The organism is Paenibacillus tyrphae (assembly GCF_027925525.1).
Classification (GTDB): Bacteria; Bacillota; Bacilli; order Paenibacillales; family NBRC-103111; genus Paenibacillus_G; species Paenibacillus_G tyrfis_B.
The window spans coordinates 64,714-85,770 of record NZ_BSDJ01000011.1; the positions used below are offsets into that span (position 1 = coordinate 64,714).

The 21,057-nt window shown below is 50.0% G+C and carries 22 protein-coding genes; 13 read left to right on the top strand and 9 right to left on the bottom strand.

The window, feature by feature from the left end:
• The first annotated feature begins 69 nt into the window (after nt 1-69).
• Nucleotides 70-1,425, top strand: a complete 1,356-nt coding sequence (locus QMG93_RS15055; protein WP_281937772.1) for a nitrous oxide reductase family maturation protein NosD — start codon at nt 70-72, stop codon at nt 1,423-1,425.
• A gap of 204 nt (nt 1,426-1,629) precedes the next feature.
• Nucleotides 1,630-2,880, top strand: coding sequence for an NO-inducible flavohemoprotein (gene hmpA / locus QMG93_RS15060; RefSeq protein WP_281937774.1), 1,251 nt, complete (start codon nt 1,630-1,632; stop codon nt 2,878-2,880).
• A gap of 40 nt (nt 2,881-2,920) precedes the next feature.
• Here the strand turns inward: hmpA and QMG93_RS15065 are convergent, their stop codons facing one another.
• The 7 genes from QMG93_RS15065 to QMG93_RS15095 all read right to left on the bottom strand — a co-directional run bounded on the left by QMG93_RS15065 (nt 2,921) and on the right by QMG93_RS15095 (nt 8,846).
• Nucleotides 2,921-3,460: a Crp/Fnr family transcriptional regulator gene (locus tag QMG93_RS15065; protein WP_281937776.1), complete on the bottom strand. Its 540-nt coding sequence runs from the start codon at nt 3,458-3,460 to the stop codon at nt 2,921-2,923.
• 180 nt (nt 3,461-3,640) lie between these two features.
• On the bottom strand, nt 3,641-4,111 hold the full coding sequence (locus QMG93_RS15070; protein ID WP_281937778.1) for a hypothetical protein: 471 nt from the start codon (nt 4,109-4,111) through the stop codon (nt 3,641-3,643).
• On the bottom strand, nt 4,108-5,361 hold the full coding sequence (locus QMG93_RS15075; protein WP_281937780.1) for a DNA polymerase IV: 1,254 nt from the start codon (nt 5,359-5,361) through the stop codon (nt 4,108-4,110). The genes QMG93_RS15070 and QMG93_RS15075 overlap by 4 nt, the downstream gene beginning before the upstream one ends.
• Nucleotides 5,362-5,513: 152 nt before the next feature.
• Nucleotides 5,514-6,878, bottom strand: a complete 1,365-nt coding sequence (locus QMG93_RS15080; protein ID WP_281937782.1) for a TcaA NTF2-like domain-containing protein — start codon at nt 6,876-6,878, stop codon at nt 5,514-5,516.
• Between the two features lie 183 nt (nt 6,879-7,061).
• Nucleotides 7,062-7,646 (bottom strand): LysE family transporter, encoded by a 585-nt coding sequence (locus tag QMG93_RS15085; RefSeq protein WP_281937784.1) that lies wholly within the window; start codon nt 7,644-7,646, stop codon nt 7,062-7,064.
• Between the two features lie 40 nt (nt 7,647-7,686).
• On the bottom strand, nt 7,687-8,127 hold the full coding sequence (locus QMG93_RS15090; RefSeq protein WP_281937786.1) for an Lrp/AsnC family transcriptional regulator: 441 nt from the start codon (nt 8,125-8,127) through the stop codon (nt 7,687-7,689).
• 209 nt (nt 8,128-8,336) lie between these two features.
• Entirely contained in the window at nt 8,337-8,846 is a 510-nt protein-coding gene (locus tag QMG93_RS15095; RefSeq protein WP_281937788.1) for an SRPBCC domain-containing protein, read from the bottom strand.
• Between the two features lie 509 nt (nt 8,847-9,355).
• Between QMG93_RS15095 and QMG93_RS15100 the strand changes: the two genes are divergently transcribed.
• The 5 genes from QMG93_RS15100 to QMG93_RS15120 all read left to right on the top strand — a co-directional run bounded on the left by QMG93_RS15100 (nt 9,356) and on the right by QMG93_RS15120 (nt 12,382).
• A complete protein-coding gene (locus tag QMG93_RS15100) occupies nt 9,356-9,799 on the top strand; it encodes a hypothetical protein (RefSeq protein ID WP_281938112.1) in 444 nt (147 codons plus the stop codon).
• Between the two features lie 36 nt (nt 9,800-9,835).
• Nucleotides 9,836-10,108, top strand: a complete 273-nt coding sequence (locus QMG93_RS15105; protein ID WP_281937789.1) for a hypothetical protein — start codon at nt 9,836-9,838, stop codon at nt 10,106-10,108.
• Between the two features lie 64 nt (nt 10,109-10,172).
• Nucleotides 10,173-11,456 carry a glutathionylspermidine synthase family protein gene (locus QMG93_RS15110; protein ID WP_281937791.1) on the top strand — a complete coding sequence of 428 codons (1,284 nt, stop codon included), beginning with the start codon at nt 10,173-10,175 and terminating at the stop codon, nt 11,454-11,456.
• 55 nt (nt 11,457-11,511) lie between these two features.
• Nucleotides 11,512-11,946 carry a DUF350 domain-containing protein gene (locus QMG93_RS15115; RefSeq protein WP_281937793.1) on the top strand — a complete coding sequence of 145 codons (435 nt, stop codon included), beginning with the start codon at nt 11,512-11,514 and terminating at the stop codon, nt 11,944-11,946.
• A 46-nt stretch (nt 11,947-11,992) separates the two neighbouring features.
• Complete coding sequence (locus QMG93_RS15120) at nt 11,993-12,382, top strand: VOC family protein (protein ID WP_216796179.1); 390 nt, start codon at nt 11,993-11,995, stop codon at nt 12,380-12,382.
• 405 nt (nt 12,383-12,787) lie between these two features.
• Here QMG93_RS15120 and QMG93_RS15125 read toward each other — a convergent pair whose 3' ends face one another.
• Nucleotides 12,788-12,997, bottom strand: coding sequence for a YrzA family protein (locus QMG93_RS15125; protein WP_063177809.1), 210 nt, complete (start codon nt 12,995-12,997; stop codon nt 12,788-12,790).
• A 677-nt stretch (nt 12,998-13,674) separates the two neighbouring features.
• On the opposite strand from QMG93_RS15125, the gene QMG93_RS15130 reads away from it, so the two are divergent.
• The 5 genes from QMG93_RS15130 (at nt 13,675) to QMG93_RS15150 (ending at nt 18,638) form a co-directional block, all read left to right on the top strand.
• Nucleotides 13,675-15,021, top strand: coding sequence for a lytic polysaccharide monooxygenase (locus QMG93_RS15130; protein WP_281937797.1), 1,347 nt, complete (start codon nt 13,675-13,677; stop codon nt 15,019-15,021).
• 240 nt (nt 15,022-15,261) lie between these two features.
• Nucleotides 15,262-16,611 carry a lytic polysaccharide monooxygenase gene (locus QMG93_RS15135; RefSeq protein WP_281937799.1) on the top strand — a complete coding sequence of 450 codons (1,350 nt, stop codon included), beginning with the start codon at nt 15,262-15,264 and terminating at the stop codon, nt 16,609-16,611.
• A gap of 245 nt (nt 16,612-16,856) precedes the next feature.
• Nucleotides 16,857-17,453, top strand: coding sequence for a hypothetical protein (locus QMG93_RS15140; protein WP_281937801.1), 597 nt, complete (start codon nt 16,857-16,859; stop codon nt 17,451-17,453).
• Nucleotides 17,454-17,796: 343 nt separating this feature from the next.
• Nucleotides 17,797-17,997 carry a hypothetical protein gene (locus QMG93_RS15145; protein ID WP_281937803.1) on the top strand — a complete coding sequence of 67 codons (201 nt, stop codon included), beginning with the start codon at nt 17,797-17,799 and terminating at the stop codon, nt 17,995-17,997.
• Between the two features lie 371 nt (nt 17,998-18,368).
• Complete coding sequence (locus tag QMG93_RS15150; RefSeq protein WP_063187496.1) at nt 18,369-18,638, top strand: YolD-like family protein; 270 nt, start codon at nt 18,369-18,371, stop codon at nt 18,636-18,638.
• A 34-nt stretch (nt 18,639-18,672) separates the two neighbouring features.
• On the opposite strand, the gene QMG93_RS15155 is transcribed toward QMG93_RS15150, so the two are convergent.
• Nucleotides 18,673-19,926 (bottom strand): MFS transporter, encoded by a 1,254-nt coding sequence (locus QMG93_RS15155; RefSeq protein ID WP_281937807.1) that lies wholly within the window; start codon nt 19,924-19,926, stop codon nt 18,673-18,675.
• A gap of 350 nt (nt 19,927-20,276) precedes the next feature.
• Between QMG93_RS15155 and QMG93_RS15160 the strand changes: the two genes are divergently transcribed.
• Complete coding sequence (locus tag QMG93_RS15160; RefSeq protein ID WP_281937809.1) at nt 20,277-20,942, top strand: GntR family transcriptional regulator; 666 nt, start codon at nt 20,277-20,279, stop codon at nt 20,940-20,942.
• The last annotated feature ends 115 nt before the right edge of the window (nt 20,943-21,057 follow it).

The window sequence follows — 21,057 nt, forward strand, 5'->3', positions numbered from 1 at the left end:
TCAAATGAAGCAGAGAAAGCTATAATGCTGATAGATTGCTAGATTGTGGAAGGGGGAACGATATACGATATGTCGACTTCGGAATCTTCATCTTCACCCAAAGACAAAGCAATGTCCCGCCGCGAGCTGCTGGCCACAATGGGCACGGCGACGGCCGGAATGATTCTGGCCGCCGGTACGGGCTGGAGCGGCACGGCCGCGGCGGAGCCGATGCCCAATCCGATGCAGAATCCGGGATTTCGCCCGGAATCGGTCGCTTGGATCAACGTAAAAAACTACGGAGCGCAAGGCTTGGGTCGTTTTGATCAAAATGACGCGCCGGCGATTCAATCGGCCGTCGAAGCGGCGGCGCCTCTGGGAGGGACCGTTTATTTGCCGCCCGGGCGCTACATTCTGAGATCCTCCATTATGCTGAGACCGAATGTATGTTTGGTGGGAGACGGGCCGGGCGCATCCATACTGAAGGCGGCGGAGTCGAATCTATCCATGGTGATGGGGCTCGGCACGAAGAAAAATACGGTCGAGGGACTTGGCTTCGAAGGCATGGGCGCCCTATCGCTGACAAATTCCAAGATGACGGAACGCGGCGTTTATTTTGAAAAATGCGAGCACGTCTCCGTTCGGAATTGTCATTTCTCCGCCATCGTCAACGGCGTGTGGCTCAACGACAGCCGGCACGTCTCGGTTAGCCAAAGCTCGTTCTCTCAGCTATTTGCTTATGAAAGTTTCTACGAAGGCTATGGGATCTTTGCCGAATCAGCGGCGAATTTCCGGCTGACGGATAACCGGTTTCGTTTGTTGAAAAGACCCTGCATTTATATTTCCGCAGGCAGCTCGTATTCGATCGTTTCCGATAACGTGGCACAGCAATGTGAGGATGCTTTTATCGTAGTATCCTCCAAGCTGAAGCCGAGCTCGTACCATCGGATCGAAGGCAACATCTTATCGGCGGAGGGGCTGGAAAACGGCGCTTTTGCGGGCAAGCAAGGCATCGTGCTGCGCGATTACTGTACGGACAACGTGATCGTCCATAACCTCATTTCCCGGGCAAAAGAATCCGGCATCTCGCTGACGGGCGACGGCGCGGCAGACGACGAGCGGCCGTTCGGCAACATCGTTTCCGGCAACAAAATCGATCAGAGCGAGCGCGGCATCGTTCTGCTGAACAGCGACGTCACTACGGTAACGGGCAACGATGTACGCCGGGTCCAAACCGGCATTACGCTTGAAACGTCCGGCAATGCCGACGGCTCCTTCAGCAGACACAATCTCGTTACGGGCAATATGCTGTCCCGTTGTTCGACTGCCGCTATCCAGATCGCCGGCAGCCGCTGCGAAAATAACACGGTTTACGGCAATGCTGGTGCGGGTAACGGCGAAACGCTGGCCGATCAAGGGAAGGATACGTCGAAGACGGGCTTTTAACCTCTGAAGCATACAATCCGGAATCAAATAACTCGGCAAGCGGACAGCCGGTCGGAGAAATGAAAACCCGACCGGCTGCTGTCTGTTTTGCCACAAATCGTTTTGTTTTGATGTGATCTAAATCACAAGAACGTACTTGGCGTACTTGTATACTGTTCTCATGCAAGGGTAACGAAATCCGGAATGATGAAACGAGGGATAACGATGTTAAACGAACAGACGATCCGTATTATTAAATCGACGGTCCCGGTTCTGGAATCGAAGGGGACTGAAGTAACGAAACGATTTTATGAAATTTTGTTCACCGAGCATCCTGAGCTGCTGAACGTCTTCAACCACGCGAACCAAAAGCAGGGACGTCAGCAGACGGCGCTGGCCAATGCCGTGTATGCCGCCGCCGTGCATATCGATAATTTGGCTGCCATTCTGCCCGTGGTGAAGCAGATCGGACATAAGCACCGGAGCCTTGGCATAAAGCCCGAGCATTATCCGATCGTGGGTCGGACGCTGCTGACGGCTATGCGCGAGGTGCTTGGCGAGGCGGCTACGGACGAGGTGCTTCAGGCGTGGGAAACCGCTTATGGCATCATTGCCGACGCCTTCATCGGCGTTGAGGCGGAAATGTACGCTCAGGCCGAGCGGCAGGCGGGCGGCTGGGAAGGATTCCGCGCGTTCCGGGTGGAGCGCAAGCAAAAGGAAAGCAGCGTCATTACATCGTTTTATTTGGTTCCGCTTGACGGCGGCGCGATTGCCTCGTTCGAGCCTGGACAGTATGTCAGCGTGAAGCCGGAGATGCCTGGCGAGACGCACACGCATATCCGGCAATACAGCTTGTCCGATGCGCCGGGCAAGCCGTATTATCGCATTTCCGTCAAACGTGAGGACGGTGCGCCGGACCGCCCGGCCGGCAAAGTGTCCGTCTTCCTTCACGAACACGTGAACGAAGGCGATACGCTATGGCTGACGGCTCCCGCTGGGGACTTCACGCTCGACCTCTCCGATCCGCGCCCGGTCGTATTGCTGAGCGGCGGCGTCGGTCTGACTCCGCTGCTCAGTATGCTGAAAACGCTCGGCGAAACGGCGCCGGACCGGCAGGTCACGTTCATTCACGCGGCCCTGAGCGGCGAGACGCACGCGATGCGCGCCGAGGTGGAGGAGCTGGCTCGCAGGCATCCGGGCTTTTCGTACTACTTTTGCTACCAATCGCCGACCGCTGCCGATCGGGAGGAACGTACGTTCCACAAGGAGGGCTACATCGATTGGGAGTGGCTGCAATCCGTCGTTCCTTCGCCGGACGCGGCGTTCTATTTCTGCGGACCGGTGCCGTTCATGAAGACGGTCAACCGGATGCTGCAATCCTGGGGCGTACGCAAGGAGGACGCGCGTTACGAGTTTTTCGGACCATCGGGTTCGCTGGAGGAAGCCGGGGAATCAACGGCTCCGGCACAGCGCTAAAATGCGGTTCGGATCAACAGAGGAACGGTATGCTTAGTGGTCAGCGTTTGCTATCATCCCGAGCCTGCAAGGCAGCGCGGTTGCCGGCTTGAGCGCGAAGCAGACGATTGACCGTCTCGCGGCGCAGCCCGATAAACTGGCCGATCTCTTCCTGTGTCAGCAGATCGGTCAAACGGGCCGGTGCAATATAGGCTTCGAACCAGGTTTGCAGCTTCACTAGCTTGTCAGCCGGCGCAATCTGCGTCAGCTGATCGATTCGCTGCTGCATCATCCGCAGCTTGCTCTCCAGCAGCATGGCGATCTCAAGACACGTTTGCGGTTCCCGTTGAAGCTTGGCATACCATTCTTGAGCGGGAAGTGTTTCGATCTCGCACGTCATGAGTGCAATCGCGGTCCCGTAATATTCTTTCGGACTGATCAAGGAATGATGAGGGATCGTCTCGCCTGGAACGATAATATTGACCAAGACGGGATTCCCGTCCTCATGAATGCGGACAATCTTAAGCAGGCCACTCTTGATGTGGTACAGCGGTCCGGCTTCTCCTTGGCGAAACAACGTTTCGCCCTTATGCAGCAGCATGCGTCTTCACCTTTGCTTCCATTATTAGCGTCCCGTCTCTGCTGAGGCGGGACGTTTTTCTTTTTCCGATTATAGCACGTTCCGGGGATACGCTCATAGTGAAACTGGACTAGAGGAGATGATGAGTTTCCTGCTGATGACCGGAATTTCTTGATAGATAAGAAGTTCCGGTCACGCACATTATTTATCGTATTGCCCAAGGTATTTCGCAACGTCTTGCAGATACCTGGTTAAACGCACACTGATCTCCGATCGAACGACATCACGAACGATACCGAATCGTTCTTCGTAACCTCGGCATATGATTTTGTAATAAATAACGAGGTCGATCTGCTCGTCGTTAATTACTTTGATGTTTCGTTTACTTAATTCCCGACGTAACGTGTGCATGTCTTTATGGATTTGATTCATAACGGTTTGCGCAGCGATCAAAGATAACCGCTTTAAGATATTTGTTGAGGCTCTTATTTCCTCGACATTCCGGTCAATTATGGTTAGCATATGAGGCAGCAGAATGTAATCCCGAGCCATGGTGTATTCCTCAGGTGTCGGTCGAGAAGTTTTGGCTTCATTACGCGCCTCGTATTGCTCCGTGTGTTCCGTGAGCGTCATTTTCGACTGCCAGCGGCCATTCCCGTCTAGTTTACTCATGCCCAATGACCTCCTATTTGAGCCGCTCTTTCAAATGCCTGAGCCGTTTTTAACAAGGACGATGCGCGGATAATAGCCGTTGGTCCAAACCTCTCTTTCAGCGCATCGACTGTTTTTTCGCGGCGAATCAATTGTTCTCGATTCTCAAATAAGTCCAGTTGATAAACATCATCTCTCGAAAGGTCCGTAAGCGTAATATGCAAATGAGTAAGGGGCAAGCCCTTCCAGTGCTCCAAAAAGAGTGAGCGTATAACCGGGCCAATTTCATGTTCCAAATGAGTAGGACGCGACAATGTTCTTTGCCTCCCGAAACTTGAAGACCGATGCCCGTCGGTTTCTGCAGCTCCTACTGCGACGACTCTACCCATATATCCGTATCGCCTGGCACGACGGCAAACCTCCACGATAAGTTCGAGCATAAGCGGTTCAATGTCTTCGATCGTTCGATAGGCTTGCCATTTTAATGCCCTGCCGTGGTTGATCACTTTAATTTGACTTCGCATTCCGGTGACAACGGGACTCGGGTCGATGCCATTCGCCGTTTGCCAGTAATATTCCGCCTGAATGTCACTTTGCCGGCCCATCCGGCAGCGCATCCGTTTTTTGAATTCACCGAGATCGAGACGCGCTATATCGCCGATGGTGTGTAAACCCATTCGAGCAAAATGGGAAGTCATTCGCCCGGCTACCATAAACATTTGATGGACAGGCAGGGACCAAAGGTCTTTTTCGATATTGTCATGGGTAAGTTTAAATATACCCGTGGGCCCTTTTTTTGCGAAATTATCCGTAGCCATTTTGGCAAGGATTTTGTTGGGGCCGATACCGACACGGGACCATACTCCGGTTGAAAGCTTTACTCGGGTTTGTATCAAATGGGCAATCTCTTCAGCAGAACCGAACAAGGCCAAAGATCCTGTCACATCGAGAAACTGTTCGTCGATGGAGAACGGTTCTACTTGATCTGTAATGGATTCGAAAATTTCCGTAATGAGCAGGGATACCGAAATATACGTTTGCATTCGTGGCCGTATGACGACCAATTCCGGGCATTTGGCCAGCGCTTCACCGACTCTTTGGGCTGTAGTCACGCCGCGTGATTTTGCAGCCGGACAGGCAGCTAAAATAATTCCACTACGGCGTGCCGGATCCCCAACCGCAACGGGTTTATCCCGATATTCCGGGTGCGCTGCTTTTTCAATGCTCGCGTAAAAACTTTGTCCATCTGCCATGAGAACAGTTCGTTGCATTTCATCACCTGCGAATATATGTTCGTATATGATTATTATATATCGAACATACGTTCTTTATGCAAAGGTAAATAATTGAAATTGGCTCGCGCTACATCGTCAAAAAACCTCCGGAATCAAAACCCGGAGGCTGGTATGGTTATCAAGCAATCTTAGCTGTCTATGCTTTCCGTTTCCTTCGCTTCGAGCAATTCGTCAATCACGAAGTCATAATCGTCATAGTCGGTTTTCACGACTTTATATTTGGAAGTGAAGCTTTTGGTTTTGCGGCTGCCATCGCCATAGGAGATGTTATACTTTTCCGATGTCGTAACGATGAAGGCGGAATCGCCCGATTTTTCTACCGACTTGGCTTCGGCAAGGGTCATGGATTCCTTAATCCCTTTGCTTTTCAGGTATTGCATGTAATTGGCCTGTTCTTGGTGTTTCTTCGAACTCAAATACGGCGTCACGACATGGATGTTGTCTGAGGCAAGGGCCCACATGTTTTTCGTCAGGAAAATCTCGACCATCAGCTTGGCCTTTTCCTCATCGCCGGATGGCTTTGCCGGACTGTCCGGAAGCGGCTTGGGATTGATCTCGCTTTTCGTCAAATCGGCCGATTCGGCTCCCGTCAATTCTACGTATTTGGCCAGCATGTTGGCGGCTTCAGTTGCATGACTTCTTTGCTCGGTCCCCTTTTTTTCTAAATATTTTCGATTGGACTCTGCGTTATCGGCCGCTTTGTAGGCAGCAGTAATAAATCCGTAGGAATACGTATTATTTTGCGCCAGCTGCTTGTTTTTCTTGATGTCGGCGATATTGCTTTCGTAACTGCTTTCGTTATATTTATAACTCTCTGCAGCCTCATGCGCAGCTTGCATTTCGGTCAAATATTTGCCGCGGTAGGTCAGAGCATCGACGAACTTGGATTGAATATCTTTTAATTTCGGCGATAAAACTACGCTTAGCACTTCGTCCTTAAGCTTGTTGTTTTTTTCGATGAGAGAGTCAACGGTGCCATAAATGGCATACATATTGTCGTTGGGCTTCTTTAACTGTCTGATTTCCGAATCGATGTTATCGCTTCGCTGGATGACACTCTGAAGCTTTTCGATATCCTTCAACCGGTCTTTGTACTCCGCGATTGCAGTTTCCAAGTTAAGACTGGAGTAATCCTTCTTTTCCGTCGTAAGCGAAGCGTACTTAGGATTGCCGTTCAATTCCTTCACTTGGGCTTCAAAATTGATCGTTGATTTAGAGCTTTCATAAAAACCGACGATTTCCTTAAGCGTTTTTTTGTCGACAGGAGGCGTTTCGATCTGATTTTTGAATGTGGAACCCGCCGCCTGAATCGCCTCAAAATCCTGATTGTACTGCCTGACCAACGAATCGTATTTCATATTATTCGTAAGCTTGTAGGCAATTCCTCCGGTCGCTGCCAATACAACGAGAAGCGAGCTCATGATGATGATCAGCTTCTTATTTGATTTTTTGGCTGCCGTTCCCGCCCCCGGGTTGTTTGTCGCATTGTCCATACTTGTCATGACTCCCATTCCATCTTCCGATTAGTTTCTGTCAGGTTCATAAGTTATGGGAATTTCATGATGTCGGAACCTTCTTTAGAAACAATTTCAATATCAAGTGCAATTTTCCTTCATCATTCGACAAAAAACTTACCAAATGGACTATGGATAACGAATGGACAATGAATTTGAAACTCAACCATTCTTTTGCAAAACCATTTTTAGGGCAAAATAAATAAAGGCTGCTCCTACGGAACCATTCAAAACTTGAAGTACGAAAGGCGAAATGAATTCACGGGTCAAACTGCCGATGAATGCCACCAGAGTTAAAAAGAATATGGCTGCAAACCATGCTCCAAAACCGAATACATAAATATTTTTCCGCGCCATATTTTCTTCGGCTACCTTGGTTGAAAATACGCCTGCCCAAAAAAGGACAGTCAAAGGATTTGATATCGTCAGAAGGATGGAGTAGACAAATGCATGGTTTGTGTCCCCGAAATCTGCAATACTTAAGCTGGGCAGGAGACGAATGTCAATCAAGCTCAACACCAGGTTCAACCCAAATATGAATAAGACGGCGGCCCCGAACAGTCTCAACCCCCGTCTAATATTTTGTTTCTCCATCAAGGTTGCAATGCCGAGAATGGCGGCCACAATAAAGAGCCCGTCAATCAAAGTAACACCGAGTACGCCGGTCTCAGCCGCGAAAAATCCTCGTAAGGAAGCGATTTGAAATATAAAAATGCAAATAGGACCTATAGCTAACTGTAACATCATTCCAAATTTGAATCCTTTTGCAAAAATGTTTAGCACCTCTTTAAATATTTATGTTTTCTTTCAAGGAAGAAAGAGAGATGATGGTATTGCTTTTAAGCACACCCTTGATGTTCTTTAACGTATTGGAAATAAAATGTTCCAACGCTTGGGTATCTTCCACAAGAACTTTTAACAAATAATCATATTCGCCGGCAACATGGTGGCATTCCAGGACAGAACTGCATTGAACAACAGACTGTCTGAACTCCTCGATATGTTCGGTTTGATCAATATTGACAAAAATAAAGGACAATAGCCTGCAGTTCGTCTTCATCCGATTCATTTTTATGGTGTAGGCTTCAATGATTTCCGCTTCCTCCATTTTTCGAATTCGTTCCGACACGGCCGGAATCGACAGATTTACTCTTTTGCTTATTTCGGAAGCCGTCATCCTGCTGTTTTCTTTTAAAGCGTCAAGTATCGTTAAATCAATTGCGTCCAAAATAACCACCCCATCATTAAATTTATAAATATAATTATAATCATAGGTTTTATTTTTTAAAATATTTTCATAAAAAACGTTTAATTTTTAATAAATTCATGATTATAGATTTAATTAATGAAATAAAGAGAGGTGAATTTAACGCATAACTTAAATAAACAAAGCCGCCGGCTCTGGGCCGAACGGCTTTGTTGATAACAAAATTTGTGTTATTGCATGGATTGCAAATGCTCGGCGAGACGATCCCAGGTTTCGGTGATCCCTTGCTCCATCCCCATATCGACAACGGTTTTGAGCGCTTCGGCAGAAGGGTATTGGGCCCGGTTAACAAGCCTCGTCTTGCCTTCGAATTCTGTGAAAGTCATCGTATTGAGAGCCGAGGGCATGCCTTCCGCTTCGTTGCCTTCGGCATCCGAGAAGTAATCCTTGTAGACGATTTTCTCCGCTTCGACGATTTCCTGATAGACGGCTTTGCCCCAGGATTCGAATCCGTAAAAATCGCCCTGGTTCTGATCGATACATTTCATACAGTAATGCCAGATGCCGCCTGGACGAAAATCAACGTTGCAAACCGTAAGCGTCCAGCCGCGCGGTCCCCACCAGTGCTTGAGATGCTCGGCCTGTGAGAACGCTTTAAATACAAGCTCGCGCGGCGCATTGAACACACGCTCCAGAATAAGTTCCTGACCTTCCACCTTGATCGTCATTAGGTTCGACATCCAAATTTTCCTCCTAATATTCGTTTCGGTACGCGTTATCCCGGGTGTCTTGTTTCGTTTGCCGGTACCGTTTTCTTGTTTAAAATATACCTTATCGAGAATATTCCTGTCAAGGAATATTTGAAAGATAATTTTAATGCTCGGGGAAGCCATAGCACAATGAAAAGTTTGTCCCAAGGAGTCGGACAAAGCAGGAATTGCAAGCTTAATGGAGCGGTAAATATAACGCCCTAGTACTTGCGCTGGCCTACTGGGTTTATTGGTTTTTTTAACACTTTCTTAACAAGAGGGATAGGCCTCTTTTTTTGTTGCTTCACCGAATTCGAGGCAAATTTTGCTTGACGTACCGTGTCAGAAATTTATAATCGATTTTGGATGCAGCTTCCGGGCCGGGGAACAAACCGCAATGGCGGACGGCGAATCCTTTTCCGCCGTTGTGCGTATATGTTTGGTGAATCTCTGTGAGAAAGGCCCGTTTCCGAGAGAGAGAGAAGGAGTGCTGAAGTATGATGACACGATTGGAATACCGTTTGTATGCCGAGGGCAGCGAGACGTTCCCGCTGCTGTATTATTATGACCGGATCGGCCGGGACGAGGTCGCTTTGCGTTTTGCGTGCGACTATTTTATTAAGGACGGCAAGGTGTACGAGAAAACCTCGTGCGCTGTGGAGCCGGAATGTTATGTCGTTTATGTCCAGGAAGCGCTTGACGAGCGGACGATGCTATGGAACAAGCCGGAAGGTCCCCGCGGCGTTCGCGTGGAGCTAAGGGAATACCGCGAATGGACGGCGGATTACCGGCTGGTGCATACGTTTACATTTCCCGATACGCTGGAGGCGATGCTGAACCTTCAGGCGAATTATTTGTATGTGGAGGGCCGGGAATGGCAGCGTACTTCCGCCGAAATCGACGAAGACCGGGAGACGTATGTATACTACGCCGTGCCGGTGTAGCCGCAATTCAAACCGGGAAAACAGGAGTGACGAAGAATGGAACAGCAAAAAAGCAGCAGGACACGCAAACTGGTAGCGCTGTTCGTGGCGTCGACACTGGTGCTCGGCGGTACGGCAGGCTGCTCCAATTCCCAGAACTGTACCGATCGAAACGGGGACGGTTACTGCGACAACGGCAGCAGCGGTTCGTCCGGAGGACGTTACTATGGCGGCTCGGGGTCAAGCGGCAGTTCCTATAAAGGATCTTCAGGCAGCTCTTCCGGGATCAGTAAAGGCGGCATTGGCGGTAGCGGCAGCTCAAGCTCCTAGCGCCAGAGCTGCCAGGGCGGTCCGACGACGATAAAAAGCAACATCAGAGAGGAGGCGTGCGGGCATGAGCACGGCAAAGACGCTGCGGCCGGACGCTTCTTATGAGGAACGCCGGGAAGCGATCTATAGGCCGCTGCGGCAAGAGGGGATATTTACATGGGACTGCTTATACGACCAGGAATATGCGCTCGCCGGCTTGTACCGGTTGGAGCGTACGCAGCTGGAAGAAATGCGCAGAGCCGCCGAAGCGTTAGGACGCATCTATGCCAAGACCGTCCGGATCGTCCAGCAGGGCGAACCGGCGCTTTTGGCTGAATTGGGGCTGCCTCCCGCATCGTTCGGCGCCATTCGTCTACGGTTCGATGAAGACATCCCGACGCTGATCGGGCGTTTCGATTTTGCTTTGACGCCGCAGGGGCTCAAGATGCTTGAGTTTAACAGCGATACGCCGACGGGGATCGTCGAAGCTTTTCATGCGAACGGCCGGGTGTGCGCCGCCTATGGCGAAGAGGACCCGAACGAAGGCTGCAGCGGGGCTTTCCGCCAGGCGTTCAAACGGATGCTTGACCTGTACCGCGAAGCGGGCTATGCGTCCGAGCATGTCGTCTTCAGCTCGCTCGATTGGCATGAGGAGGATGCTGGAACGACGCGCTATCTCCTGAAGCAATCCGGGATTGCCGGCGCGGAATTTGCTGCACTGTCCGACCTCCGTGTGGAGGGAGACCGGATATGGGCGCAGCCTAATACCGATGACGAAGAAGCGGCGGGATGTCCGATCGATGTGTTATATCGGCTGCATGCGATTGAGAAGCTGGCTGAAGACCGGGATACGGACGGCTATCCGACCGGGGAGCATGTGCTGGAATTAATCGCCGAGCGCAAGCTGGCGATCATTAATCCGCCCTCGGGGTTCGCCGCTCAGACGAAGGCGTTCCAGGCGCTGATCTGGAATTTGCATCAAGCGGGGGAGTTTTACACGGAAGAGGAGCATGAGACGATCGAAGCCTACATGCTGCCGACGTTTATGGAGCCGTGCTTCCCCGAAGGGGTGCCTTATGTGGCGAAGCCGATTCTGGGGCGCGAAGGCAGCGGGGTCACGATCTATGCGGGAAGCGGGGATATTGCGGAGGCGAGCGGGGAAGACGAATACGGGGATCAACCGATGGTCTACCAGCAATATGCCGAGCTGCCCCGCATCCGGGTGGAAACGTTAAACGGCCCGTACGACGGCCGGCTGCTCTGGGGCTGCTTTCTAATCGATGGCCGAAGCTCTGCCGTCATTGCGCGCGTCGGCGGGAGCATCACGAACAATTTGTCCTATTATTTGCCTTCATCGGTCATAGGCTAGGCCTGCAATAAGAACAGCCTTATATTACTAACATTTATTGGGGAGTTGGAGTTCGTTGGATCAGTTCGGAAATATTCTTAACTTTTTGATGTATTTGGGCGTGACCGTCCCGCTTGTAGGACTCGGCATTTTATTTTTCAACCTGACGACGCCGTACAATGAATTCGCGCTCATCCGGGAGGGCGGCGATTTGTCCGATCCCGCTAAAGCGGCGGCAGCCAAAGCTGCGGCTTACGATCTTGGGGGCAAAATTATCGGCCAAGTGCTTGTTCTTGCATCCGCCGTATATCATTCGGTCGGTCTCGTCGATTTAATCATCTGGGGACTCATCGGGATCGCATTCCAGATTATCGTGTTCTACTTGTTCGAGCTGTTGACTCCGTTTAAAGTGCTGGCCGAAATTCCGAAGGGCAATGTGTCCGTTGGTATTTTCTCGTTTTGTTTGAGTCTGGCGTCGGGTCTTTTGCTGGCTTCGTTAATCAGCTATTGATCGGACGACATCAAGATTGGTTCCGGAGGAGGCTGTGCTCAACGTCATGCTAAAGCTGAACAACATTCACCATGCCGCGGTCATTTGCTCGGACTACGAGAAGTCGAAGCATTTTTACGTTCGCGTGCTCGGACTGACGGTCATCCGGGAAACGTACCGGGCGGAGCGCCAGTCGTATAAGCTCGATCTGCGGGTCGGCGACAGCCATCAGATCGAATTGTTCTCGTTCCCGAATGCGCCAGAGCGGCCAAGCTATCCAGAAGCAAGAGGTCTGAGGCACCTGGCCTTTGAGGTTGACGATATCGAAGCGGCCGTCAAGGCTTTGGAAGCCGAAGAAATCGCCGTGGAGCCGATTCGTGTCGATGAGACTACGGGAAAACGATTTACGTTCTTTTTTGATCCGGACCGGCTGCCCTTGGAGCTGTACGAAAAATAGAGCAAGACTCGTGCGCTGAAGTGCACGGGTCTTTTTTTACAAGAAGGGTTTGCTTGCGGATAAAAATGGGTAAAAAGTTGTAGGTTTGTTTCGACCTAGTTCAAAAAGCTCATTGAAATCTAACAAGGACCTAAAAGATTCCAAACATAACTTTGCTATGCTTACCTTATCATCACAGAAGCTCTTGGGCGCAAGGGGACACTGTTGGAGGTGCGGCGTATGGAAGGAAGATTTTCGATAGGAATCATGTTCGGGGCACTGCTGAGCGTCCCGCTGTGGCTGTCGATGATCGGCTGGTACAGACTGGTCATGGCGGGCATCGGGTTGTTTATTTAAATTCTAGCCATCGGCCGGAGGGGCCGATGGTTTCTTTGTGTGTTGAAGCTTTTTTCTTGGCGGAACTCGTTATTTTTTCACTTTAAAATGAACGACGGCGCTGTACAGCATTTTCCCGGCGTTCGGATCGAACACCACTTGATGGCTGATCGAGAACACATCCAGCAGCAGCGCTTTGTTATTCTCGATTTGCGCGTCGATTTTGGCTTCGAGCGTTTTCAAATCGTAGGCTTCAAAAAATTCAATTTTATTCTCGATTCGGTCTAAAGTAAAACTCATCGTCATTCGCTCCCGGCTGCGTATTTTGGCTTAAACTAAATCTACCAAGCTCTGTCTTTGATTGCAACTGCACAGAGAGTTGCTTTTATGGAAAGATGGGGCTCGATAACGCTCTTCGTTTATTAGGCAATAGGACTTGAGCCTGTCGTTCTATGTTGTTGAAATTGTGGAGAAAAGTAATTTCATGCTAGATCATGGGCTATATTGTAATTTTTTAAGTAATATATTATTATTACTATATATTTACTATTGATATAATTCCAAGTACTATGAGTGGATTACATAGTCCTGCTATGATCCTTCGGTATGCGATCATTTTAACGCAATCGCTTACATCAAGTTCCCCGCATCGCGCCATATATTTCGAAAGCTACCGGACACAGAGACATGCTCAAAGTGTCCGTTCCTCTACTTGACTCTTTCAATTCTACCGACACCTAGATCGAACATGGATGACATTCGCGGAATATCGGCATATATAGACTCTTTACGAGTTTATATAAAACCATGGGATAGAAAGGAGGATAGGCAATACTTACAAGAGCTTCCACACACGGGATCACAGCTATATTTTAGGTGGAGAGGAGGTTTGATCGAGCTGACAATTGCGAACGATTGAAAGGGTAATGCCTGATCGTAATATTCTTACCGACCCCAAAAATAAGGAGGTAACATATATGATACAGCTTCGTTTATCCCACCATTCCCTATCCAAATTGATCGTTGCCAGCGGCATGATGCTGCTGATGGCCGTTATCATGCTGCTGTTCTCGGACCGGGCTTCTGCCCATGGCTATGTTGAATCACCGGGCAGCCGCGCCTCTTTGTGCAAGCTGGGGCAAAATAAGAACTGCGGAGCGATTATTTATGAGCCGCAAAGTCTGGAAGCGCCGAAAGGGTTTCCGCAGTCCGGGCCTGCCGACGGCAAAATCGCCAGCGCCGCCGGAGCTTTTCCGGAGCTTGACCAGCAGTCCGCTACACGTTGGAGTAAGGTACCGATGACGGCAGGAACGAAAACGTTTACATGGAAGTTGACTGCTGCTCATGCGACATCCACCTGGAAGTATTACATGACGAAGCAAAACTGGGATCAGAACGCCCCGCTTAGCCGGGCTTCGTTCGATCTCACGCCGTTCTGCTCGGTAAACTACGGCGGAAAGCAGCCTCCGAACACTTATTCCGATACGTGCAACGTCCCAAGCCGGACCGGTTATCAAGTCATTCTGGCAGTCTGGGAAATTGCAGACACGGCCAATGCCTTCTATAATGTCATCGACGTCAACTTCGGAGGGGATCCTTCGGATAATCAGCCTCCTACCGCACCGGCGGGTTTAAGCGCTTCCAACCTTACAGCCACGAGCGTATCGCTGGCATGGAACGCATCGAGCGATAACGTCGGAGTGTCCGGCTACAAAATTTTTAACGGCTCGACGCAGATTGCCGCCGTCTCCGGTTCGACTTTAAATTACAACGTCACGGGGCTGACCTCGAATACGTCCTATACATTTACGGTTCGTGCCGAGGATGCCGCAGGCAACGTCTCCGGCGCGAGCAACGCCGTCACAGTTACGACTCCGGCCGTACCTGTAGACAATGAGGCGCCTACGGCTCCGACCGGCTTGCATGTGATGGGCACTCCGACTTCCTCCAGCGTTCACCTGATGTGGAGCGCATCGACGGATAATGTCGGGGTAACGGGCTACCGGGTATATCGTGGAACCACGTTAGTGACCACGGTTTCGGGGACGGCGCTCGAATATACGGTCACGGGGTTGACGCCTGATACGTCCTATACGTTTACGGTTCGCGCGGTTGACGCCGCCGGCAACGTATCGGCCGACAGCAATGCCATCAATGCCAAGACGGCTTCCGGTCCGGCGGTTTCCGAATGGGCGCCGAACACGGCGTATACGGTAGGCACGCTTGTCACGTACAACGGCAAAACGTACGAATGCCGTCAGGCCCACACCTCGCTGGTCGGCTGGGAGCCGTCCAACGCAGCTTCGTTGTGGTTGCTGAAGTAATCGGAAACCTTTCAATTCTACCCGACAGCAAGACTGAACATGGATGGCATTATGGGTTTAAATAAAAACATGGGATAGAAAGGAGGATAGGCAATACTTACAAGAAATTACGCAAATGGGATCACAGCTATAATTTAGGTGGAGAGGAGGTTTGAATCGAACGGATAATTGCGAACGATTGAAAGGGTAATGCCTGATCGTAGTGTCCTTACCGCCCCCCAAAATAAGGAGGTAACATATATGATACAGCTTCGTTTACCCCACCATTCTCTATTCAAACTACTCGTTGCCAGCGGCATGATGCTGCTGATGGCCGTAGTCATGCTGCTGTTCTCGGACCGGGCTTTCGCCCATGGTTATGTCGAATCGCCCGGCAGCCGCGGCTATTTGTGCAGTCTGGGGCAAAACAAGAACTGCGGGGAGATTATTTACGAACCGTACAGCCTGGAAGGACTGAAAGGGTTTCCGCAGGCCGGGCCTGCCGACGGCAAAATCGCCAGCGCCGCAGTGGGGAGATTTTCGGAGCTTGATCAGCAATCGGCTACACGTTGGAGTAAGGTACCGATGACGGCAGGAACGAAAACGTTTTCATGGGTTCTTAAAGTCCCTCATGCGACATCCAGCTGGAAGTATTACATTACGAAGCAAAACTGGGATCAGAACGCCCCGCTCAGCCGGGCATCGTTCGACCTCACGCCGTTCTGTTCGGTAAATTATGGCGGAAAGATGCCTCCTAAGACGTATTCCGATACGTGCAACGTTCCTAGCCGGACCGGATATCAAGTCATTCTGGCAGTCTGGGAAATTGCCGACACGGCCAATGCGTTCTATAATGTCATCGACGTCAACTTCGGAGGGGATCCTTCGGATAATCAGCCTCCTACCGCACCGGCGGGTTTAAGCGCTTCCAACCTTACAGCCACGAGCGTATCGCTGGCATGGAACGCATCGAGCGATAACGTCGGAGTGTCCGGCTACAAAATTTTTAACGGCTCGACGCAGATTGCCGCCGTCTCCGGTTCGACTTTAAATTACAACGTCACGGGGCTGACCTCGAATACGTCCTATACATTTACGGTTCGTGCCGAGGATGCCGCAGGCAACGTCTCCGGCGCGAGCAACGCCGTCACAGTTACGACTCCGGCCGTACCTGTAGACAATGAGGCGCCTACGGCTCCGACCGGCTTGCATGTGATGGGCACTCCGACTTCCTCCAGCGTTCACCTGATGTGGAGCGCATCGACGGATAATGTCGGGGTAACGGGCTACCGGGTATATCGTGGAACCACGTTAGTGACCACGGTTTCGGGGACGGCGCTCGAATATACGGTCACGGGGTTGACGCCTGATACGTCCTATACGTTTACGGTTCGCGCAATTGACGCCGCCGGCAACGTATCGGCCGACAGCAACGCTGTAAATGCCAAGACGGCTTCCGGTCCGGCGGTTTCCGCATGGGCGCCGAATGTGGCGTATACGGTAGGCACGCTTGTCACGTACAACGGCAAAACGTACGAGTGCCGTCAGGCCCACACCTCGCTGGTCGGCTGGGAGCCGTCCAACGCAGCTTCGTTGTGGTTGCTGAAGTAATCGGACAAGATTTCTTAACAGGGATAGTTTGTCAGAGTCAACCTCTGACGGGCTATCCTTTTTCAATTTAACGAAACATCGTTAACAAAAAGAAGTTCCTCACCGATAAATGTAAATAAGGAGATTATTGGATAACTTATATAGGAGATATTGAAATGACGCATATTTCCATTTCTGTCGGCAGAGCTCAGCCTAAACCATCCACAACAACCCTCATGTCCGAATATGATAGGCGAATTCAAGCTTTGCTAAAGCAAAAAGGCCGAATTGAAGAAGAACAGGCCAAAGTAAAGGCAAGTCAAGAGCTGGATAGCAAAATAAAAGCGGAACGATTGAAGTCCTTGACAACGGAACAGCAAACGATCGAAGCTCAAATCGCGCAAATTCGAATGGAGCAAGCCCAAAACCGTAAAAACGGTGTTTCGCCAAGCGCGGAATCCCGAGACCCGAAACCGGGCCGTTTATCCGATACTTCCATGAAGGACATTGTCCGAGCCGACTCCTTGCACGGACAGCTCAAGAAGATGACCCAGGTTCGAGGCGAATTGGAAGCGGCAGCGAACAATTTGCAGTCGGAAGTCAGACTGGGCAGACTACAGTTTGAATTAGGACCGGCTAACGACAGCGGGAGAGGACAGATGCTGGAAAACGCCGAGCAGTCGGTATTTAAGCCGAAATTGGAGCAAGAAACGGCTTTAAAAGCCCAAATTGCCGGCTTGGACGGGAAAATCGGGGAAACGATGGCCGAAGCGCAAAAAACTGACCGAAAGAAGGAAGAGACCGACAAAGCGGAAGACGGTACCGGCCCGAGACCGTTGCGCCGAATCGGGACCGAAGCTTGAGCGAGGCGGGTGAGCTGATCCGGAAGCCCGAGGAACCGGGCACAAGCCGCAGTCAAGAGCAAGGGACAGGGCTGCATTGCAAGAGAATCGATGTCCGGATTTGAAACGATATAGGAACATTCAGACAAAAAGCGCCTACTGGGTGCTTTTTGTTTTGGACAAGGTCGACTTGCGCTCGGGACCCATTTCCTACTATCGATGCTTCGGTTTCGCAACCTCGTTATCTCCTCTTCGATGTGCATCATTATGCTGTATTATCCAGTATAAACCAAATGGACTATTGCGTGTTCGCATTTTGTTCGTATATAATACAAACAAATGTTCTTATTTGGAGGCGAACGTAATGGAAAGATACATTGGCCATATCATTGAAGTTATTTATTTGGATATCGACAATAAGACCAAGCAGCGGAGAATTGAGGTCTTGATGGTTGAGAATGGTCTCGTCAAAGCGTTTTGTCATCAACGGCAAGCGCTGCGGATAATTCGGATCGAAAATATTTTAGCTGTGAAGCAGGTTTCCGTATCATCGAGGGTATCATGAGCTGACGCAAAGCCGGTCCGGCAGACCGGCGAAATCAGATCTATAGAAGCAGAATTAAGACGTAAATGGCAGCTAATTCAGCTCGCAGACGTGACCGAGGTGGAATTTATTGATGACAGATGTTGAAAAGAAAGTGCTTCGAATCTTATGGAATCTATACAAAACAGCTTGGGTAAGGCCTGATGTCAAAAGGATTTCTTGGTTATCCGGGCGTACGGTGGAGCAACTGCGAAAAATTGTATTTTGCCTCGTCAAGGACGGTTACGTAGAAGTTCGCAGGGACGAGCTTCGGGTCATACAAGGCTTAGAGCAAGGGGCACCGCAATAGACGGTAATGGATTGAAGATGAATTTGAAGAGGAGAGGGAAATCATGATAGGCTTACCGACGTTAAGCAAGAAACACGCTGCGCAACGTCCGACAAGAGACGAATTTGAATTGGAGGAGCTGGGAAACCAATTGTTCGAGGCTCGTGAAGAGGGGGCCGAGATTTTTTTGACCGTATGGGGAATGGACGAGCAGGTGCGGGGACGAATCAGCAACATGGACCCGCGAACCCGGCTGGTACATGTAGAGTGTGACGGCGATACGCTGAAAGTTCCTTATTTGGATATCATGAATGTGGAGAGCCCAAGGGATTGATCCTTGGGCTTTTCGTCTATAAAAAAACGGTCCGCTAAGCGATCGATGACTTGCCGGCCTCTCGAACCGATGCCCGCATTTTTTTATCGGAAGGAAGAAAGATCGTCAACAAACCGATCAATGGAAGATAGGCGCAGCAATAAATCACGAAGTCAATGCTGGTCGAATCGGCAAGATTGCCCAAGATGGCCGAGCCAATTCCTCCTAAGCCAAAAGCCAGCCCAAAGAAAATCCCGGAAACCAGTCCAATTTTTCCTGGCAGCAGGTCATTTGCGTAGACCATAATGACGGAGAAAGAGGAGGCCAGGATCATGCCCGCCATAAAAATCCAGATCACGGAAAAGGTCAGGTTCGAATACGGAAGCAGCAGTGAGAAGGGGGCCGTTCCCAAAATGGAGAACCAAATCAAGCTGAGCTTGCTAAAACGATCGGCCAGCAAACCGCCGAGCATCAGCCCGATTACGTTCGCTGCCAGAAAAACAAACAGAATAATTTGTGCCTGAGCCATGGAAACGCCGAAACGATCGATAGCGAAAAAAGCGTAGTAGCTGCTGATGGCGGCGACATATAAATTTTTAGAAAAGACGAGAATCATGAGAATGGTAATGGCAAGGATGACGTACCCTTTTGAAACGGTTGGAGCCATCGGGCCGGCCTCCCGGGGAGCCTCCGTCTTCTTCGCAGGAGACAGCCGCCTTCCATACCAGCCGGCGACATAAAACTGCGCGATGAATCCGATGCAAACCAGAATGGCCAGCCAGACCACGCCTTGCTGCCCCGTGCGCACAAACAGGAACGCGGTGATGACAGGGGCAATAGCTTGCCCGATAAAGCCTCCGAACTGAAAAATCGACGATGCCATGCCTTTCTTCGGACCGGCGGCGATGAAGGAAACGCGGGCCGACTCCGGATGAAATACGGCCGAGCCAAGGCCGATCAGCATAACGGCCAGTATCACGACCCAGAAGTGGGCGGCATAAGCCAAAGCAACGACCCCGATCAGCGTAAAGAGCATGCCGATGGGCAGCATTTTAGGCTTGGGCCGATTGTCGGTATAGATCCCGATAGCCGGTTGCATGACCGCCGCCGTTAAATTAATCATCAGTGAAATGAGACCGATCTGCGAGAAGTTGAGCGATAGCGAATCTTTGAGAATTGGAAAAAGAGACGGAACGATGAACTGAATCGTATCGTTCAGCAAATGAACCATGCTAATAATCAATAAAATGGGATAGATGGTTTTCATCGCATCGGATGACGGATGAATCGTATTCGTTTTAGTTGCCATGTCGTTTTCTCCCCACGAGTTTCTATATTTCGGATGCATCTCAAGAGTACTTCATTTTATCGTGAAGCCCCGGCGCTCCTCCTTTCGCAAAATCATCAAACGATAATGATTATTATTATCAATACAAATTTGTTAGCCAACCCCTTTCCTGACCAAGTAGGGTGATTTAACCCTCTGAAATAATATACATATGCAATATATCACATATTAATGTCTTGTCTATAATGTGTCAACTCTTTCTTTCCAAGTATTTTTCTTGTAATGTTAGGGGGGAAATTCGATTTGCATTGTTCGGGCAAATTGCGATATATTAAATATCGAAATATTGCCTGCCAAGAGGTGAGACTCCTATGCCTATTCCAAAGGACTATTTAACACCCGTCCGTTTATCCGCAAAAGATAAAACTTTGGCTCAACTCCAGAAATGGATCATCGAAGGAACCATGCAGCCGGATGAAAAATTAAACGATGCGGAAATCTCCGCAGCTCTCGGTGTAAGCAGAACGCCTGTAAGAGAGGCTTTGCAGATCCTTGAAATGCAGGGACTCGTTCAAATGTTCCCCGGCAAAGATACGAGGGTAACGACAATCGACAAAGCGAATATTTTAAAATTGTACCCGACCCTTGCGGCCCTGCATGCGCTAGCTGCCGAAACCGCCGCCCGACTAATTCAGCCGGAGCAGGTTCGGCAATTGCATGAATTAAACGACTCCTTTGCCAAGTACGTTGAAGACAATGATTTGTATCAGGCGGTCGAGTACGACGAGAAGTTTCATAACATGATCGTTGATATTTCGGACAATCCGTACATCGTTTCTTTCAGTTCATCCTTACAAATGCATATTCGGCGGTATAAGTACATTTTTCTAAAACGGCCGCTTGGAGAATCACAAGCCGCTGCCCATGAACACCGGGAAATTATCGGCGCATTGGAAGCGCATGATTCCGAAGGGGCCGCACATTTCATGAAAAAGAATTTGTTAAGACCTTTGGAGCAGATTCAGCAAATTCTTTGACAAAAGGTACAAAAAGAAAAAAGCTCAGGAAACTCGACGATACGAGGTTTCTTGAGCTTTTTGTATAGATTTCGATTCGTTTCCAGGAGACGAAATTTTTTACATAATGTCGAAT